Consider the following 16,114-nt stretch of genomic DNA (forward strand, 5'->3'; position numbering starts at 1 on the left):
TATGCCGCTACAGCCCGTAACCGTTCGCACATACGTCTCGTTGAACCGTGCGGCTGCCCGTACCACGTGGCAGCGGGGAGGAGCGGCACGATGACCATCAGCCTTGAGCGGACCGTATCGATCGCGACCGACGGGATGGAGATGGCGGAGCCCACTGAGCACCACGACGAGCAGGTCTTGGACGAACTGTTCGAGCGGCTGGAGCAGGCCTTCCCCGAGGGCTACAGGGTCGAGATCGTCGAGGGGGCCATCTTCATGACGCCGCAGCGGGACGTGCATTGGACGACCATCCGCTGGATCGTGCGGGCGCTCGAAGACCGCTTTGGGATGCACGTCCTCGTGATGTCGGACGTGCGGATCGACTTCCCCGGCGAGAACGGCTTGTGCCCGGACGTCTTCAAGCTGGCCGACGGAGCCAAGAAGGACCGGGGCCGCTGGCGCTACCAGGACATCGAATTCATCGCCGAGGTCATCTCCAAGGGCACCGCGCACAACGACTACGGCCCGAAGAAGGCGATCTACGCGGAGGCCGGCATCCCGGTCTACGTCATCGCAGACCCGCACACCGGCCGCTGCCGCGTCTTCACCCAGCCGCGGGACGGCGAGTACAGGATCGAGACCACGCTCGCCTACGGCCTGCCGATCGATCTCACGCCCACGTTCCCGGGCCTCACCATCCCCACTGCCGACTTCCCGCGGGACTAGTCCCGGGACGGCCCCGCCAGCGGGATCGCGCAGTTGTCCGAGAAGCCCTGGCTGCGCAGGCCCATGGCGCTGTTGATGCGGGACCGCAGGTTCTCCACCGCCACCATGGCGGTGAGCTCGACGAACGCGGCGTCGCCCAGGCGGCCGCGCAGGCTCTCGGCCAGCTCGTCGGTCACCGTCGGCGGGGTCGCGGTCATCGCCTCCGTGTACTCCATGACCTGCCGCTCCAGCTCCGTGAAGGAGTCCTGGTGCGACCGCCAGTCCGGCACCTTGCTGATCTTCTCCAGCGGCAGGCCGAGCTTGTCGGCGTGCCAGTAGCCGAAGTCCACGCACCACGAACAGCCGATCGCCGCCGCCGACACCAGCTCCGCCAGGTGCTTCAGCGCCGGGTCCAGCGCCTTCCAGCGGGCGAGCTTGCTCTCGAAGGAGAAGTAGTGGCGCAGCAGCTTCGGGTGGTGGCCGAGCGCCAGCGCGGGCTGCATCACCTCCCCGTACGCGCGGCGGGAGTACCACTCGGCGAAGCGCACGGTGAGCGTACGGCGCGGGGTGAGGGAGATGCGTGCCATGTCAGTGCCTCCTCGCCGGTGCCCGAGTGAACGTGCACCGGATGCTCCACGGCCCCGGAACGGGCTCTCACTCCATTGACGTACCGGTACCGGCCGATGTGACATCCCGCGGGCGACAATGCAGGCATGGCTGAGACAGCGGCGAAGGCAGTGCTGGTGGGCGGGCCGGAGGAGCTGCCCGAGAGGGTCGTGCCGGTCGGCCCTCCCGGGGAGGATCTGAAGATTCCGTTCCGTAACGGCTATGAGCACTTCAGGGCCACCAAGCGACGGCAGGACACCCCCGAGGGGGCGCTCCCCGTCTATGAGTGGTGGGAGCGCACCGAGTTGCCCGGGTAGTCGGGCGGCGGTGGCCGGTCGCCGCCCGGCTCGGTGCGTGGTCGCCCGGCTCGGTGCATGGAGGCCCGACTCACCGCGTGGGGGCGAAGGCCCGCAGGGCGATCTGCTGGGTCCGTTCCTGTTCCGGCCAGTCGGCCTCGGTCCCCAGGACGAGTACCGCGAACTGGCGGCCGTCGGCGACGGTGAACGCGCAGTCCACGACCTTGACGCGGGTGCCGATCCGCTCGCTGTCATAGGCGTAGACCAGTTGGGCGGCGTCCATCCCGGGAGACTCCTCGCCGGACAGCGGCCCGAGGCTGATCTCCTCGTAGCCGGGGTTGCCGGACAGACCCCGCGAGGCCTGCTGCAACGCCTCGCGCGGGCTGGTGTCCGGCTCCGTGATCTGGAAGATCTGCACCAGTCCGCGGTCGTCCGGCGCGGTGTAGAACACGCCGGTGCTGCGCTCGCTGCGCTGCCAGCCCTCCGGCACCGCGGTGGTGAAGCCCTTGGTGTCGTGGACGATGCGGTAGCCGGCCGGGACACCGGTGGCGGAGGAGGAGTCGGTGGGCGGGACGGACGGGGAGGCGCCGGTGGGCTCCGTGGTGTCGCCGGTGTGCGAGGCGACCGGCGCGGAGGCCGTGCCGCGGGCCGGTGGGCGGGCAGCGGCCGGGTCGTCGCCGCGCCCCCACAGCAGGTAGCCACCGCCCGCGGCCGCCGCGATCACCGCCACCGCGGCGCCGGCGACCAGGGCGATGGTGCGGCGGCCGGGCGCCGGGCGGGCTTCGGGGTGGGGTTGGGGGTAGGGCTGGGGTTGGGGTCCGGGGTGGAGTTCGGGTTCGGGAAAGGGGCCGGGGACCCCGGGCGGGGGGAGCGCCGGCCGGGGCGGCATCGGCCCCGTGTAAGGGGCGGGCGGCGGGGTGCCGTCCTCCCATCTCTGGGTCTCGTTGTTCCAGCGGGGCTGGCCGCCGCGCCGCACGCTCAGCCTCCCACCAGGGCGGCGACGGCCTGACCGACCGCGGCACCGGAAGCCAGCAGCCCGACGACCGCGCCGGCGTCGGCGAGCGCGGTACGGAGCCGGGCCAGCCGGCCGGGCCCGGCCGCCCCGCGGTCCGCGATCTCCGTCTCGGCGTCGGCGAGTTCCCCCCTCAGGGCCGTGATCTGCGGGGTCTCCACCGCCCGGGACAGGTCCTCGCGCAGTGCGCGGACGGCGCGCAGCAACTCCTCCTGCGCCGGGTCCGCCGGCGCGACACCGGAGCCCTCGTTGTGGGTCACCGTGTTGTGGTCGCCGATGGCGAAGGCCCCCCGGACGCTGCCGATGTGGATGCCCTTGCCGCGTTCGTCAGCCGTTGCCACGCTTGTTCCTTCCCTTCCCCGTGGAACCGGGCGGAGTGGTGGTGTTGTTGGTGATCGTGTTGTGGTCGCCGATGCCGATCGCGCCGTGTGCGGACTCGACGTACGTACCGCCCTCGGCGACGTGCACGATCCGCTGCTCGAACTCCTCGGTCTGGTAGCCGGCCTCGCGCAGCGCGGTGGTCACCCCGGCCGCCACCCGCTGCTGGATGGTCTTCAGATAGCGGGCCACGTCCATGTCCTGGAACAGTGAGGACTCTCCGTACGAGCCCAGCTCGCGCACCGAGGTGCCGGGGCCCTCGGGGAGCGCCGCACCGTGGCCGGCGGTGGCCAGCCGCCAGGTCGACAACAGCCCGCGCCCCAGCGTGAGCGCGGCGGCGCCCGCGGAGCGGGGCGTGCGGGTCAACGACCAGACGCCCTTGCCGAAGTGGTGGTGGTGCCGGTACTGGTGGGCGAGCCGGTCGGCGTCCTGGAAGAGCTGCCGCAGCGGCCACAGCACATGCGGCGCGACCTCCAGCATCAGCATCCCGCCCTGGGTGTGCACCCGCACGAACAGCGTGGTGACCACGCCCTCGTTCCAGCCGCCGACCCGGATGCGCAGGAAGTGCCGGCGGGTCTCGCCGCCCTCCTCCACCGCGGCGGCCCGGTGCTCCTCGAACGCCGCCGGTGCGTACGGCGCCGCCTCGCGGGTCGGCAGCCCCTCGGCCGGCAGGAAGACGCACTCGTCGATCTCCAGTGCGCGGAGCCGGTCGCGGACCGCGGCCGCCGCCTTCGGCGAACCGTGCGGGGACGGCACCCGCAGCGCCGCCACCAGGGGAACGATGCGGTCCAGGATGGCGCGGTTGTCCAGCGGCTCGACCTCCCGGTCCGCCCGCGGGTTCAGCTCCACCGACAGCGACCAGGTCCGGTACGGGTCGCCGGCGCCGCAGAACGGATTGGCTTCGCGGTACATCACCAGCGGCCCGTGCTGCTCGACCCGCACCCGCTCCCGCAGCCGCCGGAACCGCAGGCCCTCGGCGCGCTCCGCGGGATCGGACATCGCGTCGGGGAAGCGTTCCCGGGACAGTTCGTGGGCCAGCGCACGGGCGAACTGCCCGCGCTGCAAGGCGACCAGCGTGGCCAGCACCAGCGGCAGCAGCAGGGCGATCCAGACCTGGAGGGTGCCGGAGCCCGGGCCGGCGGCCACGGCGGAGTCCACGGAGGTGGTGAACGCCCCGGCGCCCGAGTAGCCGCCGTCCCCGTAGCCGTAGTCCCCTTCGCCGTACTGGGACGAGCCGAACTGTAGGAGGCCCGGCAGCAGCCTGGTGGGCAGCAACCACCAGGAGGCGCCCAGCGCGGCCCCGATGACGGCCGACACCGCCAGCGCCACGATGAAGAAGAACAGCGTGAGCCGCCCGTACCACCGCAGCACGAAGGAGAGTCCGCGCGCCAGCCACTGCGGGACGGGGGCCCGGCGGACGACGCGGGAGAGCGCCATGAAGACGACCGGGAAGAGGTAGAGCACCACCAGCCCGGACGACAGGGGGATGGCCAGAATCCACACGCCCAGGATCGCGGCGGCCCAGCCGAGCTCCAGACGGCGGGCGCGCAGCGCGTGGGCGAGCACCCGGGCGGCGTCGATGCCCAGGGAGGGCGCGGCGAACCGCTCCTCGTGGACGTACAGCTCGTCGATGACCGCGTCCCGGAACGTCTCGTCCAGGTACGTGCCGGCGCACAGCAGCCGGGTGGCCTCGCTGGCGCCCGGCGGGATGGCGGGGAGCGGCGGCGGGGCGGCGGGACCGGGCGGTGGCGGCTCTTTGATCAGTTGCGGGAGGTCGTCGGGACCCCCTGGCTGCGCGGGCACTTCCGTCCGAGTCATCGGCCTCCCCCAAACGCCAACGAGCTGCCGCAGCGGTCGAGTTGGGCGGACGAGGCGCCGGCGACCGGCCGCAGGGTGCGGAAGCCGCAGCATAGGCGAGCGGACCGCTCCGTGTCAGCGCGATAACACAAGGTGGTCGCGCGGGCTCCGCGGCGCCGGTGAAACGACCGAGCCCGCACGGCCGTTGCGGACCGTGCGGGCTCGGGGTGGAGACGGGGTGGAGACGGGTGGCGTCAGATCAGGCCGAGGGCGCGGACCGCGTCGCGCTCCTCCTCCAGCTCCTTGACCGACGCGTTGATGCGCTCGCGGGAGAAGTCGTTGATCTCCAGGCCCTGGACGATCTCGTACGCGCCGTCCTTGGTGGTGACGGGGAACGAGGAGATCAGGCCCTCCGGGACGCCGTAGGAGCCGTCCGACGGGATGCCCATGGAGGTCCAGTCGCCGTCAGCGGTGCCGTTGACCCAGGTGTGGACGTGGTCGATGGCGGCGTTGGCGGCGGAGGCGGCCGAGGACGCGCCACGGGCCTCGATGATCGCCGCACCGCGCTTGGCGACGGTCGGGATGAAGGTGTCGGCCAGCCACTGCTGGTCGGCCACGACCTCGGCGGCGTTCTTGCCCGCGACCTCGGCGTGGAAGATGTCCGGGTACTGGGTGGCGGAGTGGTTGCCCCAGATCGTCAGCTTCTTGATCTCGGAGACCGGGGTGGCGGTCTTCTGCGCCAGCTGGGACATGGCGCGGTTGTGGTCCAGGCGGGTCATCGCGGTGAAGCGCTCGCGCGGTACGTCCGGCGCGGCGGCCTGGGCGATCAGCGCGTTGGTGTTGGCCGGGTTGCCGACGACCAGGACCTTGATGTCGTCCGCGGCGTGGTCGTTGATGGCCTTGCCCTGGGGCTTGAAGATGCCGCCGTTGGCCTCCAGGAGGTCGCCGCGCTCCATGCCCTTGGTGCGGGGGCGGGCGCCGACCAGCAGGGCGACGTTGGTGCCGTCGAAGGCGACGTTCGGGTCGTCCGTGATGTCGATGCCCTGAAGCAGCGGGAAGGCGCAGTCGTCGAGCTCCATCGCGGTGCCCTCGGCGGCCTTCAGCCCCTGCGGGATCTCCAGGAGGCGCAGCTTGACCGGCACGTCGGCGCCGAGCAGATGACCGGAAGCGATGCGGAAGAGGAGTGCGTAACCGATCTGGCCGGCGGCGCCGGTGACGGTGACGTTGACGGGAGTGCGGGTCATGGCGATCTCCTGCGCGGTGTTTTCCGGGGGCAAGCCCCTGGACCACCATGGGTGGCGGTGGGTGTCCCTGCCCTGCTTCGAGGTCTCTTGGTATCGAGAGACCCGGCCGTCAGGCTATCGGACCCCTGCCCCCGACAAGTGACGGGCCGGTGTGGAACACCTCACCGGGTGCGTCGGGCGTCCGTACGGCCGGCCGTACGGACGGCCGGCGCGCGCTCGGCCCCGACCGCCGAGGGAGGTGTGGCGGCCGCCCGCTCAAGGAGGGGGGAGGCGGGCGGCCGCCGCGTGGTGCCACACCCGTGGGGGGTATTGGTGCGCATGCCCGGGATCCCGACGGGCATGCACCCGGATTTTCGGCGGGCCGCCGCGAGCGACGATTCCCGGCCAGCGCCGTCCTGGCTGGGGGACAACCCTTGAAAGGGTGTCCCCGGCGGCTCAGCGGGTGTCGCCGGCGGCCGCGGGGGCGGCCGGCACCGGCTGGGCGCAGCCCTGGGCGCCCGCCACCGTCGTACCGCAGGCCGTCACCTGCGCCGGGTCGCCCGGCACGTCGACCATCGCGGTGTACGCGTCGCCGTTCCGCTCGACCCGTGCGGTGAGGCGGTGGCCGCCCGCGCTGATGGTGGCCCGGTCGCCCACCGCGGCGCCGCTGATCCGCGCCCAGGCCGCCCGACAGACGGCGCTGTAGCGGACCTCTATCAGCGCACCGCCGGCCGGCCCGCGGGACGGGCTGGTCGCCCGCGCCCCGCCGCACCCCATCGCCTCCGGGTCCTTGCCGGCGCAGCCGGCCCCGCTGCACCGCACCCCGGCGGGCAGCACCGGCGGTCGGCTCGGCCGGGCCGTCGGCGACTCCGCGCCGGAAGCCGGTGCCGCCTTCTGGGCGCGGCCGGTGGCCGGATGCAGCAGCAGTACGGCGCCGACGGCGACCAGCAGTGCGCCCACCGCGCCGACGGCGACCATCGCCGTCCGGTGTCGCCGGACGCGCCCGCCCCCGCCCTCCGGGGCGGATACGGCCGATGGAGCCGGCGCCCCGGCAACCGCCACCGCCCCCGCGGGGAAGTCGGCCGGGGACGGAGCGTCGTCGGTGCGCTGGTGCGGAACCGGAGGCTGCCCGGACCGCGGTGCCGTCTCGGGCCCCTCGGCGACCGCCACGCCCCGGGCGGTTCCGGCCTCGGCCGCTTTCGCCCCCTTGGCCGCCTTCCCGGCCCTCACCGGCGACTTCCCCTCCGCCGGCCGCGCCTCGAACTCCCCCAGCGCGGCCCGCGCCTGCGCGACCCGGATCGCCTCCATCGTGACGTCGTGCCGCATCTCCGCCCGGCTCCAGGCCCGTTCGGCCAGCTCCCACAGCGTGATGAGGTGCCCGGCGTGGGTGTCGGTCGCCTCGGCGAGTGCGACCACGGCGCGCTGCGGCGGCAGCAGCCGCCCGTTGAGATAGCGCTCCCACGACGTCTTGCTGAAGCCCGTACGGTCCGCGACGGCCGCCACACTCAGCCCACTGCGGTCCACGAGCCTGCGCAGTTGCCCGGCGAACTCCCCCACCTGCGGGTCGAGTTCCTCCGGCAGCGGTTTCCAGCGAGGCATGGCCTCCCCCAATCCCCCCATGTACGCGCGGACGCGCAACTCCCCCCAGAGTGCCCGCCCTCATTGACTACCCACAGGGATGCCCCCGGCCCGGACGGCAGTTCCCGCTCTCCGGGCGCACAGGAGCATTCGGGGCATATTTCGCACACCCGTGCGCGCCCCGGTGGCCCCCCGCAGTGTTCCATTCCCTGCCGGGCGCCTACGACTTGTGTACGCATTCCGACAAGAACCGGCCATGCACACGCACAGAGGGAGTACGGCGTGCCCCGGCCCCGCCGCGGCACGCCGCACAGGCGCTACTGCCCGAAGCACTCCCGGGGCAGGCCGCCCGCCGGGTAGAGGCAGAGCCGGACACCCTGCGATCCCCGGGCCACCGCCATCGGGGTCACCAGATACCCCTCGGCGTCGAAGCGGTCCTTCACCGTCACCGACCGCGGCACCACCCTCGGCGCCTCGACCTCCATGCGGTCGCCGATCCGCCCGCCGCGGAGCCGCCCCCACGCCGCGCCGCACGCCGTGGCGTAGCGGATCTGAACATGCCGTCCCCCGGCGGCGGTTCGCTCCAGGAGCGTCTCCACCAGGCCCTCACCGCTACAGAACATCGAATTCGGGTCCTTGCCGTCGCAGGACGCCCCGCGGCAGCCGGTCACCACGGAGGACGTGGGCGCGGCGCCGGCCGTGACCCCGCTCGGCCGCTGCCCCTCCCCGGACCAGAGGAACAACGCCGCGGCGACCGCCAGCCCGCCGACACCGACCCCGGCCGCCAACGGCCCGGCCCGGCGCGGGAGGCGCCGGGACCGCCGCCCGTCCCCGGAGCCGGCTCCCCGGTCGGGGGCCTCGCGCCCCGGGACGCCCAGGACTCCCGGGTCGCCCGGGTCGCCCGGGTCGCCACCGGCGTCCGGCCGCACCCCGCCGGTACCGCCGACGGCCGTACCGCCGACGGCCGTACCGGCGAGGCCCGCACCGGCGGTGGCCTCGCGGGGTGCGGCGGCCTCGCGGGGTGCGGCGGCCCGGCCGCTCCAGGCCGCGTCCGCCAGCTCCCACAGGGCCAGCAGCCGTCCGTCCGGCTCGCCCGCCAGCCGGCACAGCGCCTCCACCGCGCCCCGGGGCGGCAGCTTCTTCCCGTTGAGGTAGCGCTCCCAGGAAGACTTGCTGTACGGCGTCCGCTCGGCCAGCGCGGCCAGGCTCAGCCCGGTTCGCCCCCTCAACTCCCGCATGCCGGAGGCCAGCCGGACGCTCTCCACCCCTTCGCACAGCTCGCTACCGTTGCCGCTCACCGGCGCAGCGCCTTCCAGGTGTCGGGCCCCACGATCCCGTCCGCCGGCAGCCCGGCCCGGGTCTGGAGGCGCTTGACGGCACGCATGGTGTGCTCGCCGACGATGCCGTCCACCGGGCCCGGGTCGAACCCCTGGTGGTTCAGCAGACACTGCGCCTCGACGACCTCCCAACCGGTGGTGCCGCTGCCGAGGATCGCCGTGGCGGTCCGGCTGCGCCCGGCAGTCAGCACACCGCCCGTCCGCCACACCCGGCAGGGGAAGGTCTCCCCCACCCGGTGCGCGAACGTCGATGCCGGGGCGACGGACCGGCCGGCCGCCGTGATGCCCGTACCGTGTCCGGACCCGGCCCCGACCCCGGCGTCGTGCTGCCAGGGCCGGACGACCAGCAGCACCACACCGGCCACCACGAGCACGGCCAGCGCCCCGAGGGCAATCAGCGGCCCGAACCGCGGCCGGGAGCCCCCGGCGGTACCCGCCCCCTCCCCCACGACCCGCGCCGCAGCCCCCACGGCGACGGCGTCCGTGCCGGCCTCCGTACCATCGCCCTCACCGGCGTCCCTACCAACGTCCTGACCTACGTCCTCACCAGCGTTCTCGCCGGCGCCCTTACCAACATCCACACCGACCGCGTCCGGCCCGCCCGCCGCCTCCGGCGCCTCGCGGGCCTCCGGCTCCTTCCGGCCGGACTCCCAGGCCTGCGCCGCGACTTCGTGCAGCACCAGCAGCCGGGTCGCATCCGCGCCGCAGACCCGCGCCAGCGCCTCCACCGCGTCGCGCGGCGGCAACTTCTTGCCGTTGAGGTAGCGCTCCCACGACGATTTGCTGTACGCGGTCTTCGCCGCGAGCGAGGCCAGGCTCAGCCCGCTGTGGTCCTTCAGTCTCCGAAGCTGTACGACGAGCTGCCGCACCCGATGGTCGAGCGTTTCGGGCAGCCCTTTCCAACGCGACATGTTCCACCCCATACGCGTTCGTTGTCCCCCGAGGCACAAGACCCCCTATGGCGCAGATAATGGCCCGGACACACCCTCCGGTTCCCGTTTTTACACTTTCCGCACGGTATCCGGACATCCGTACCGAGCCCCTCCCCGTCCCAGCGCGACGTCCGGCGCGCCGGCATCCCCGCAGGTCAGGACCTGGGACGTCCCACAGGTTCCCCACCGGTCCTGGCCTGCTGGCGGGTTGCCGCCCGGTCGGCGCAGAGTCGGTGACGCACCACCGGGCGGCGCGGTCCACCCCCGCGCCGCCTCCACCATCAACGGGGAGGAACCCACACCATGAACACCCGTCAGCGCATCGCCCTCACCGCGGCCGCCGCGGCCGTGTCCGGAGGCCTGGCCCTGGCCCCGGCGGCCGGCGCCGTCGCCGCCCCCACACAGGCCAAGCAGGCCTCGGCCAGCACCCTGCGGGCGCCGAGCAACTGCCCGCGCGGCTACCTGTGCGTCTACCCGGAGGCCAACTACAAGGGGACGCCGAAGAAGGTCCAGAGGAACAACGACGACCTCCGTCACTACGGCGGCGCCTTCAACCTCCCGCTGTCGGCCTACAACAACGGCACCCGGTGCAGTGTGACCGTCTGGGAGAAGCCGCACCACGGCGGCAACAGCGCGAAGCTGAACCGGGGCACCGGTTGGAAGTTCATCGGCGGCAACCTCATGACCATCTACTCGAACAAGTGGTGCTGAGGCCCTGACCCGCACGACGGCGGCCCGTCCTCCCACGGGGGAGGGGACGGGCCGCCGTCATGCGGTCGAGCGGTTGTGCGGTTGTGCGGTTGTGCGGTCGGTCGTATCGCTGGGCTGCCGGGTACCGGCTAGCGCACGGTGAAGTGCACGATGTCGTCCAGGAACGGGATGTGGATCCACGGCTTGGGCTGGACCATCAGCGCCAGCATCACGATCACGAAGCCGAGCACCCCGTAGGTCGCCATGTCCGTGAAGCGGGACCGCACGGCCAGCATGCCCACCGACGGCACCGCCCATCGCAGCACCGCCCCGCCCAGCAGCGCCAGCCCGATCACGATCGCGCCGATGCGGAACGCGTCCAGCGCGACGAGCAGCAGCCCGACCGCGACCCCGCCCATCACGGCGAGCAGCGGCCACTGGCGGGCCGGCGCGGGGTAGTCGCCCGAGGCGGCCCGACCACCGCCCTCCGGCCGGGCGGTGTCGCGGGTCAGGGTCGGAAAACGGCGCGAGGAGCGCTGCGGCTCGGAGGCGCCGTCCGAATGCGCTTCGGCAGCCATGGCGGGCAGTCCCTTCCGGTGGCGTTGTTCGTCGGTCTCTGTCAAGGACAGGATCCCAGGTCTCAGCCGGCCGCGCGTTCGGCCGCCTCGACCACGTTGACCAGCAGCTGGGCGCGGGTCATCGGGCCGACACCGCCCGGGTTGGGGGCCACCCAGCCGGCCACCTCGGCGACGCCGGGGTGCACATCGCCGACGATCTTGCCGGCCTCGTCACGGCTGACGCCGACGTCCAGGACGGCCGCGCCGGGCTTGACGTCCTCCGGCTTGATGATGTGCGGCACACCGGCGGCGGCGACGATGATGTCGGCCTGCTTCAGGTGCGCGGACAGGTCCCGGGTGCCGGTGTGGCACTGGGTGACCGTGGCGTTCTCCGACTTCCGGGTCAGCACCAGCGGCATCGGCCGGCCGATGGTGATCCCGCGCCCGACGACCACCACGTGCGCGCCCTTGATCTCGACGCCGTGCCGCCGCAGCAGCTGGACGATGCCGTACGGGGTGCACGGCAGCGGGCCCTCGATGCCCAGCACCAGCCGGCCCAGGCTCACCGGGTGCAGCCCGTCGGCGTCCTTGGCCGGATCCATCAGTTCCAGGACGCGGTTGGCGTCGATGCCCTTGGGGAGCGGGAGTTGGACGATGTAGCCGGTGCAGGCCGGGTCCTCGTTCAGCTCCCGGACGACCGCCTCGATCTCCTCCTGGGTGGCGGTCTCCGGCAGCTCGCGCTGGATCGAGGCGATGCCGACCTGGGCGCAGTCGCGGTGCTTGCCGTTGACGTACCAGCGGCTGCCCGGGTCGTCGCCGACCAGGAGGGTGCCGAGGCCGGGCTGCACGCCCTTGGCCTTGAGCGCCTCGACGCGCGCGGCGAGCTCGGACTTGATAGCGGCTGCGGTGGCCTTGCCATCCAGAATCTGGGCAGTCATGCCCCCATCCTCCCGGATGAGGGCGGCCACGTTCCAATCAGGGCGCGCGGGACCCGCGTGGCCGGAATTGATCATTGCACTTGGACAACGGCTGTGGCCCTTGACTGGACAGAGTGAATGCGCAACTAGAAGGATTGACGCGCAGTGCCGCAGGCTTCGTCGGGGGGTGGCCAGTGAATCCTGTTTTTCCTCCGCGTCACGCCGCGTCGTCCCCCACTGACCAACGGAGGAAAACAGCAGATGAGTTTCGGTGACCCGAACAACCCGTACGGCCAGCAGCCGCAGGCCCCGTACGGCCAGCAGCCGCCGGTCCCGCCGCAGGGCCAGCCGGGCTACGGCTACCCGCAGCAGCCGGCGCAGCCGCAGCAGCCGTACGGCTACCCGCAGCAGGGCGTCCCGCCGCAGGGCCAGCCCTACGGCGGCTACCCGCAGCAGGGCGGTGCCGCCCCCTACGGCATGCCGGGTATGCCGATGGGTTACGCGAGCTGGGGTGCCCGGGTGGGCGCCTACCTCCTCGACGGGCTCATCGTGGGGGCGATTCCGGGCATCCTCTACGTCATCGCCATGGTCATGGCCGCCAGCTCGGCCACCTCGGTCACCCCGGACTACTCCAACTGCACGCCCGGCGACTACAACTGCTACCACGACGCGGCCAACAGCGCCGTGTCGAGCAGTACGCCGGTCGGCTCGATCATCATGATCATCCTCGCCATTCTGATCGGCCTGGCCGCGGGGATCTTCATCCTCGTCAAGGAAGGCAGCACGGGCCAGACCCCGGGCAAGAAGGCCCTGGGCATCAAGCTGGTCAAGGAGTCGACCGGCCAGCCGATCGGCTTCGGCATGGCCTTCGTGCGCAAGATCTGCCACGCCCTCGACTCGCTCGCCTGTGACATCGGTTACCTGTGGCCGCTGTGGGACGAGAAGTCCCAGACGTTCGCGGACAAGATCGTCGGCACGGTGGTCGTCAAGGTCCAGTGAGCCGGACGGGGAACCGCCCCGGCCCGATGTGCACCCCTCCTCGAAGGCCCCCTCGCAACCGCGCGATCGGGGCCTTCGCGGCTCCGTACAAGTCGCTTGAAGGACACTGCTCGTGAGCTATCCCAACCAGAACCCCTACGGTCCGCCGCCGGGTCAGCAGCCCGGTTACGGCTACCCCCAGCAGCAGCCGCCGTCGCCGTACGGCCCGTACCCGGGCGGCGCCGGGATGCCCGGGATGCCCGGGATGCAGCCGCAGTACCCGACGGTGATGCCCGGCGGGGTCAAGGCCGCGCGGATCATGATGTTCGTGCTCGCCGGCCTGAACGTCATCGGCCTGGTCCTCGCCGTGATGGGGCTGGGCGGCGTCAGCAAGGCGTCGCACAACGCCTCGCCGTACGCGGCCCAGGACGACATCATGGCGATGAACATCGGCAAGGGCCTGCTGATCGCGGTGATCGTGGTCATCGTGGTCTTCACCGCGTTGGCGATCACCCTGGCGGCACAGTTCGCCAACGGCGGCAACGGCGTCCGCATCGGCAGCATCATCTTCGGCGTGGCCACCATCATCGTGAGCTTCTTCAGCTTCCCGATCGGTCTGGTCCACACCGTCCTGGGCATCCTGGTGCTGGTCTTCGTCTCGAAGGACGACGGCAACGCCTGGTTCAACCGGCCGCGTTACTGAGCCGACCCGCCCACCCGGCCGACACGGCGACGGGCCGCACCCCCGCGGGGTGCGGCCCGTCGTGCGTCCGGCGGCTCAGTGGAAGAAGTGCCGGGTGCCGGTGAAGTACATCGTCACGCCGGCCTTCTCGGCGGCCGCGACGACGAGCTCGTCACGGACCGAACCGCCCGGCTGCACCACGGCCTTTACTCCCGCGGCGGTCAGGATCTCCAGGCCGTCCGGGAAGGGGAAGAACGCGTCGGAGGCGGCGTAGGAGCCCTGGGCCCGCTCCTCACCGGCGCGCTCGACGGCGAGCTTCGCGGAGTCGACGCGGTTGACCTGGCCCATGCCGACGCCGACAGAGGCGCCGTTCTTGGCGAGCAGGATCGCGTTGGACTTGACCGCGCGGCAGGCCTTCCAGGCGAAGGCCAGCTCCGCCAACTCCTCGGCGGGCAGCGCCTCTCCGGTGGCCAGCGTCCAGTTCGCCGGGTCGTCGCCCTCGGCCTGGAAGACGTCGGTGTGCTGGACGACCGCGCCGCCGGAGATGAACTTCACATCGCCCGGCTGGGTCGGGGAGCCCTCGACCTTCAGCACGCGGATGTTCTTCTTCTTGGCGAGGATCTCGACCGCGCCGTCCTCGTAGGCCGGGGCCGCGATGACCTCGGTGAAGATCTCGGCGACCTGCTCGGCCATCGCCACGGAGACCGGGCGGTTGACCGCGATCACGCCGCCGTACGCGGAGAGCGGGTCGCAGTCGTGCGCCTTGCGGTGCGCCTCGGCGACGTCCGCGCCGACCGCGATGCCGCACGGGTTGGCGTGCTTGATGATGGCGACGCACGGCCGGTCGTGGTCGAAGGCGGCACGGCGCGCGGCCTCGATGTCCACGTAGTTGTTGAAGGACATCTCCTTGCCGTGCAGCTGCTCGGCGTTGGCGAGCCCGCCCGGCTGTCCGTTGACGTAGAGCGCGGCGCCCTGGTGCGGGTTCTCGCCGTAGCGCAGCGCGGACTTGCGCTCCAGGGTCTCACCGATGAACTCGGGCAGGCCGCCCGTGGCGGAGCCGCTCTCGGACGCGGCGTCCTCCTCCGGGGCGTAGACGTCGGTGAACCAGGACGCCACGGCGGTGTCGTACGCGGCCGTGTGCTGGAACGCCTCGGCCGCCAGTCGCTTGCGGGCGGCCAGCTCGAAGCCGCCGTCCCGGACCGCGGCGAGCACGTCCGCGTACCGCTTCGGGCTGGTGACGACGGCGACGGAGGGGTGGTTCTTGGCGGCGGCGCGCACCATCGACGGGCCGCCGATGTCGATCTGCTCGACGCACTCGTCGGGGGTGGCCCCCGACTGCACGGTCTGGCGGAACGGGTAGAGGTTCACCACGACCAGGTCGAACGGCTCCACACCGAGCTCGGTCAGCTGCCGCGCGTGGTCCTCCAGGCGCAGGTCGGCCAGGATGCCGGCGTGCACCTTCGGGTGCAGGGTCTTGACCCGGCCGTCCAGGCACTCCGGGAAGCCGGTGAGCTCCTCGACCTTGGTGACCGGCACCCCGGCCGCGGCGATCTTCGCGGCCGTCGATCCGGTCGAGACCAGCTGGACGCCGGCCGCGTGCAGCCCCTGCGCCAGCTCCTCCAGCCCCGACTTGTCGTAGACGCTGACCAGCGCGCGGCGGATGGGCCGCTTCGTACCTTCGGCGGTGGCGGTCACGAGATACGTACCTTTCGTCCCTCAATGCGGTAGCCGTGCCGGGCCAGACGCCCCACGACCTCGACGAGCAGCGATCGCTCGACGTCCTTGATGCGCTCATGCAGCGCGGATTCATCGTCCTCGTCCCGGACCTCGACCACGCGCTGGGCGATGATCGGGCCGGTGTCGACCCCGTCGTCGACGAAGTGGACGGTGCATCCGGTGACCTTCGCGCCGTACGCGAGCGCGTCGCGCACGCCATGGGCACCGGGAAAGCTCGGCAGCAGCGCCGGGTGGGTGTTGACGATCCGGCCGCCGAAGCGGGCCAGGAACTCCTTGCCGAGGATCTTCATGAAGCCGGCCGAGACCACCAGGTCGGGCTGGTACGCGGCGGTCGCCTCGGTCAGCGCCGCATCCCAGTCGGCACGGCTGTCGTAGTCCTTCACCCGACAGACGAACGTCGGCAGCCCCGCGGACTCGGCGCGCTCCAGACCCGCGATGGCACCGCGGTCGGCGCCGACCGCGACGATCTCGACGCCGTACGCCTCCGAGCCCTGCTCGGCGATGGCGTCCAGCAGCGCCTGAAGGTTCGTACCCGAACCGGAGACGAGGACGACGACGCGGGCCGGACGGCCGGGGTGCGCGGGCTGGACGGGTGCTGGCGACGAAGCCACGGCGGGGCTCTTTTCCGATGTCGTGTGCTTTGTGTGGTCGTACAAGGCTGCGGGTACCGCAAATCCAGGGAACCCTACGAAGGCGCCGACCGTCAGCAA

At 72.4% G+C, this 16,114-nt stretch carries 17 protein-coding genes; 5 read left to right on the forward strand and 12 right to left on the reverse strand.

The window, feature by feature from the left end:
* Positions 1 to 90: 90 nt before the first annotated feature.
* Positions 91 to 705 (forward strand): Uma2 family endonuclease, encoded by a 615-nt coding sequence (locus AB0C96_RS10380; RefSeq protein WP_362915709.1) that lies wholly within the window; start codon positions 91 to 93, stop codon positions 703 to 705.
* On the opposite strand, the gene AB0C96_RS10385 is transcribed toward AB0C96_RS10380, so the two are convergent.
* Complete coding sequence (locus AB0C96_RS10385) at positions 702 to 1,271, reverse strand: carboxymuconolactone decarboxylase family protein (protein ID WP_362915711.1); 570 nt, start codon at positions 1,269 to 1,271, stop codon at positions 702 to 704. The genes AB0C96_RS10380 and AB0C96_RS10385 overlap by 4 nt on opposite strands.
* A 126-nt stretch (positions 1,272 to 1,397) precedes the next feature.
* On the opposite strand from AB0C96_RS10385, the gene AB0C96_RS10390 reads away from it, so the two are divergent.
* Entirely contained in the window at positions 1,398 to 1,607 is a 210-nt protein-coding gene (locus AB0C96_RS10390; protein ID WP_362915712.1) for a DUF5988 family protein, read from the forward strand.
* A 70-nt stretch (positions 1,608 to 1,677) separates the two neighbouring features.
* On the opposite strand, the gene AB0C96_RS10395 is transcribed toward AB0C96_RS10390, so the two are convergent.
* From AB0C96_RS10395 to AB0C96_RS10425, 7 genes are all read right to left on the reverse strand, one after another.
* Entirely contained in the window at positions 1,678 to 2,562 is an 885-nt protein-coding gene (locus tag AB0C96_RS10395; protein WP_362915713.1) for a hypothetical protein, read from the reverse strand.
* Between the two features lie 2 nt (positions 2,563 to 2,564).
* On the reverse strand, positions 2,565 to 2,939 hold the full coding sequence (locus AB0C96_RS10400) for a hypothetical protein (protein WP_362915714.1): 375 nt from the start codon (positions 2,937 to 2,939) through the stop codon (positions 2,565 to 2,567).
* Positions 2,926 to 4,794 carry a hypothetical protein gene (locus AB0C96_RS10405; RefSeq protein WP_362915715.1) on the reverse strand — a complete coding sequence of 623 codons (1,869 nt, stop codon included), beginning with the start codon at positions 4,792 to 4,794 and terminating at the stop codon, positions 2,926 to 2,928. The genes AB0C96_RS10400 and AB0C96_RS10405 overlap by 14 nt, the downstream gene beginning before the upstream one ends.
* Positions 4,795 to 5,027: 233 nt before the next feature.
* Complete coding sequence (locus tag AB0C96_RS10410; RefSeq protein WP_362915716.1) at positions 5,028 to 6,017, reverse strand: malate dehydrogenase; 990 nt, start codon at positions 6,015 to 6,017, stop codon at positions 5,028 to 5,030.
* A 435-nt stretch (positions 6,018 to 6,452) separates the two neighbouring features.
* Positions 6,453 to 7,595 carry a DUF2690 domain-containing protein gene (locus tag AB0C96_RS10415; RefSeq protein ID WP_362915717.1) on the reverse strand — a complete coding sequence of 381 codons (1,143 nt, stop codon included), beginning with the start codon at positions 7,593 to 7,595 and terminating at the stop codon, positions 6,453 to 6,455.
* A gap of 296 nt (positions 7,596 to 7,891) precedes the next feature.
* Positions 7,892 to 8,872 carry a helix-turn-helix domain-containing protein gene (locus AB0C96_RS10420; protein ID WP_362915719.1) on the reverse strand — a complete coding sequence of 327 codons (981 nt, stop codon included), beginning with the start codon at positions 8,870 to 8,872 and terminating at the stop codon, positions 7,892 to 7,894.
* Positions 8,869 to 9,822 (reverse strand): peptidoglycan-binding protein, encoded by a 954-nt coding sequence (locus AB0C96_RS10425; RefSeq protein ID WP_362915721.1) that lies wholly within the window; start codon positions 9,820 to 9,822, stop codon positions 8,869 to 8,871. Before AB0C96_RS10425 ends, AB0C96_RS10420 begins: the two co-directional genes overlap by 4 nt.
* A 324-nt stretch (positions 9,823 to 10,146) precedes the next feature.
* On the opposite strand from AB0C96_RS10425, the gene AB0C96_RS10430 reads away from it, so the two are divergent.
* Complete coding sequence (locus AB0C96_RS10430) at positions 10,147 to 10,554, forward strand: peptidase inhibitor family I36 protein (RefSeq protein WP_362915723.1); 408 nt, start codon at positions 10,147 to 10,149, stop codon at positions 10,552 to 10,554.
* 128 nt (positions 10,555 to 10,682) lie between these two features.
* Here the strand turns inward: AB0C96_RS10430 and AB0C96_RS10435 are convergent, their stop codons facing one another.
* Positions 10,683 to 11,111 (reverse strand): DUF3017 domain-containing protein, encoded by a 429-nt coding sequence (locus tag AB0C96_RS10435; RefSeq protein ID WP_362915725.1) that lies wholly within the window; start codon positions 11,109 to 11,111, stop codon positions 10,683 to 10,685.
* 62 nt (positions 11,112 to 11,173) lie between these two features.
* Positions 11,174 to 12,028, reverse strand: a complete 855-nt coding sequence (locus AB0C96_RS10440; RefSeq protein ID WP_362915727.1) for a bifunctional methylenetetrahydrofolate dehydrogenase/methenyltetrahydrofolate cyclohydrolase — start codon at positions 12,026 to 12,028, stop codon at positions 11,174 to 11,176.
* 240 nt (positions 12,029 to 12,268) lie between these two features.
* Between AB0C96_RS10440 and AB0C96_RS10445 the strand changes: the two genes are divergently transcribed.
* A complete protein-coding gene (locus AB0C96_RS10445) occupies positions 12,269 to 13,006 on the forward strand; it encodes an RDD family protein (RefSeq protein WP_362915729.1) in 738 nt (245 codons plus the stop codon).
* Between the two features lie 112 nt (positions 13,007 to 13,118).
* Positions 13,119 to 13,688, forward strand: coding sequence for a hypothetical protein (locus AB0C96_RS10450; RefSeq protein ID WP_362915731.1), 570 nt, complete (start codon positions 13,119 to 13,121; stop codon positions 13,686 to 13,688).
* Between the two features lie 75 nt (positions 13,689 to 13,763).
* Here the strand turns inward: AB0C96_RS10450 and purH are convergent, their stop codons facing one another.
* Together purH and purN are read right to left on the reverse strand one after the other, a co-directional pair.
* Positions 13,764 to 15,362 (reverse strand): bifunctional phosphoribosylaminoimidazolecarboxamide formyltransferase/IMP cyclohydrolase, encoded by a 1,599-nt coding sequence (purH, locus tag AB0C96_RS10455; RefSeq protein ID WP_362915733.1) that lies wholly within the window; start codon positions 15,360 to 15,362, stop codon positions 13,764 to 13,766.
* A complete protein-coding gene (purN, locus tag AB0C96_RS10460) occupies positions 15,359 to 16,015 on the reverse strand; it encodes a phosphoribosylglycinamide formyltransferase (RefSeq protein ID WP_362915734.1) in 657 nt (218 codons plus the stop codon). Before purN ends, purH begins: the two co-directional genes overlap by 4 nt.
* Positions 16,016 to 16,114 lie beyond the last annotated feature (99 nt).

The sequence above is a fragment of the Streptomyces sp. NPDC048506 genome (assembly GCF_040651315.1).
In the GTDB taxonomy this organism is placed as follows: Bacteria; Actinomycetota; Actinomycetes; order Streptomycetales; family Streptomycetaceae; genus Streptomyces.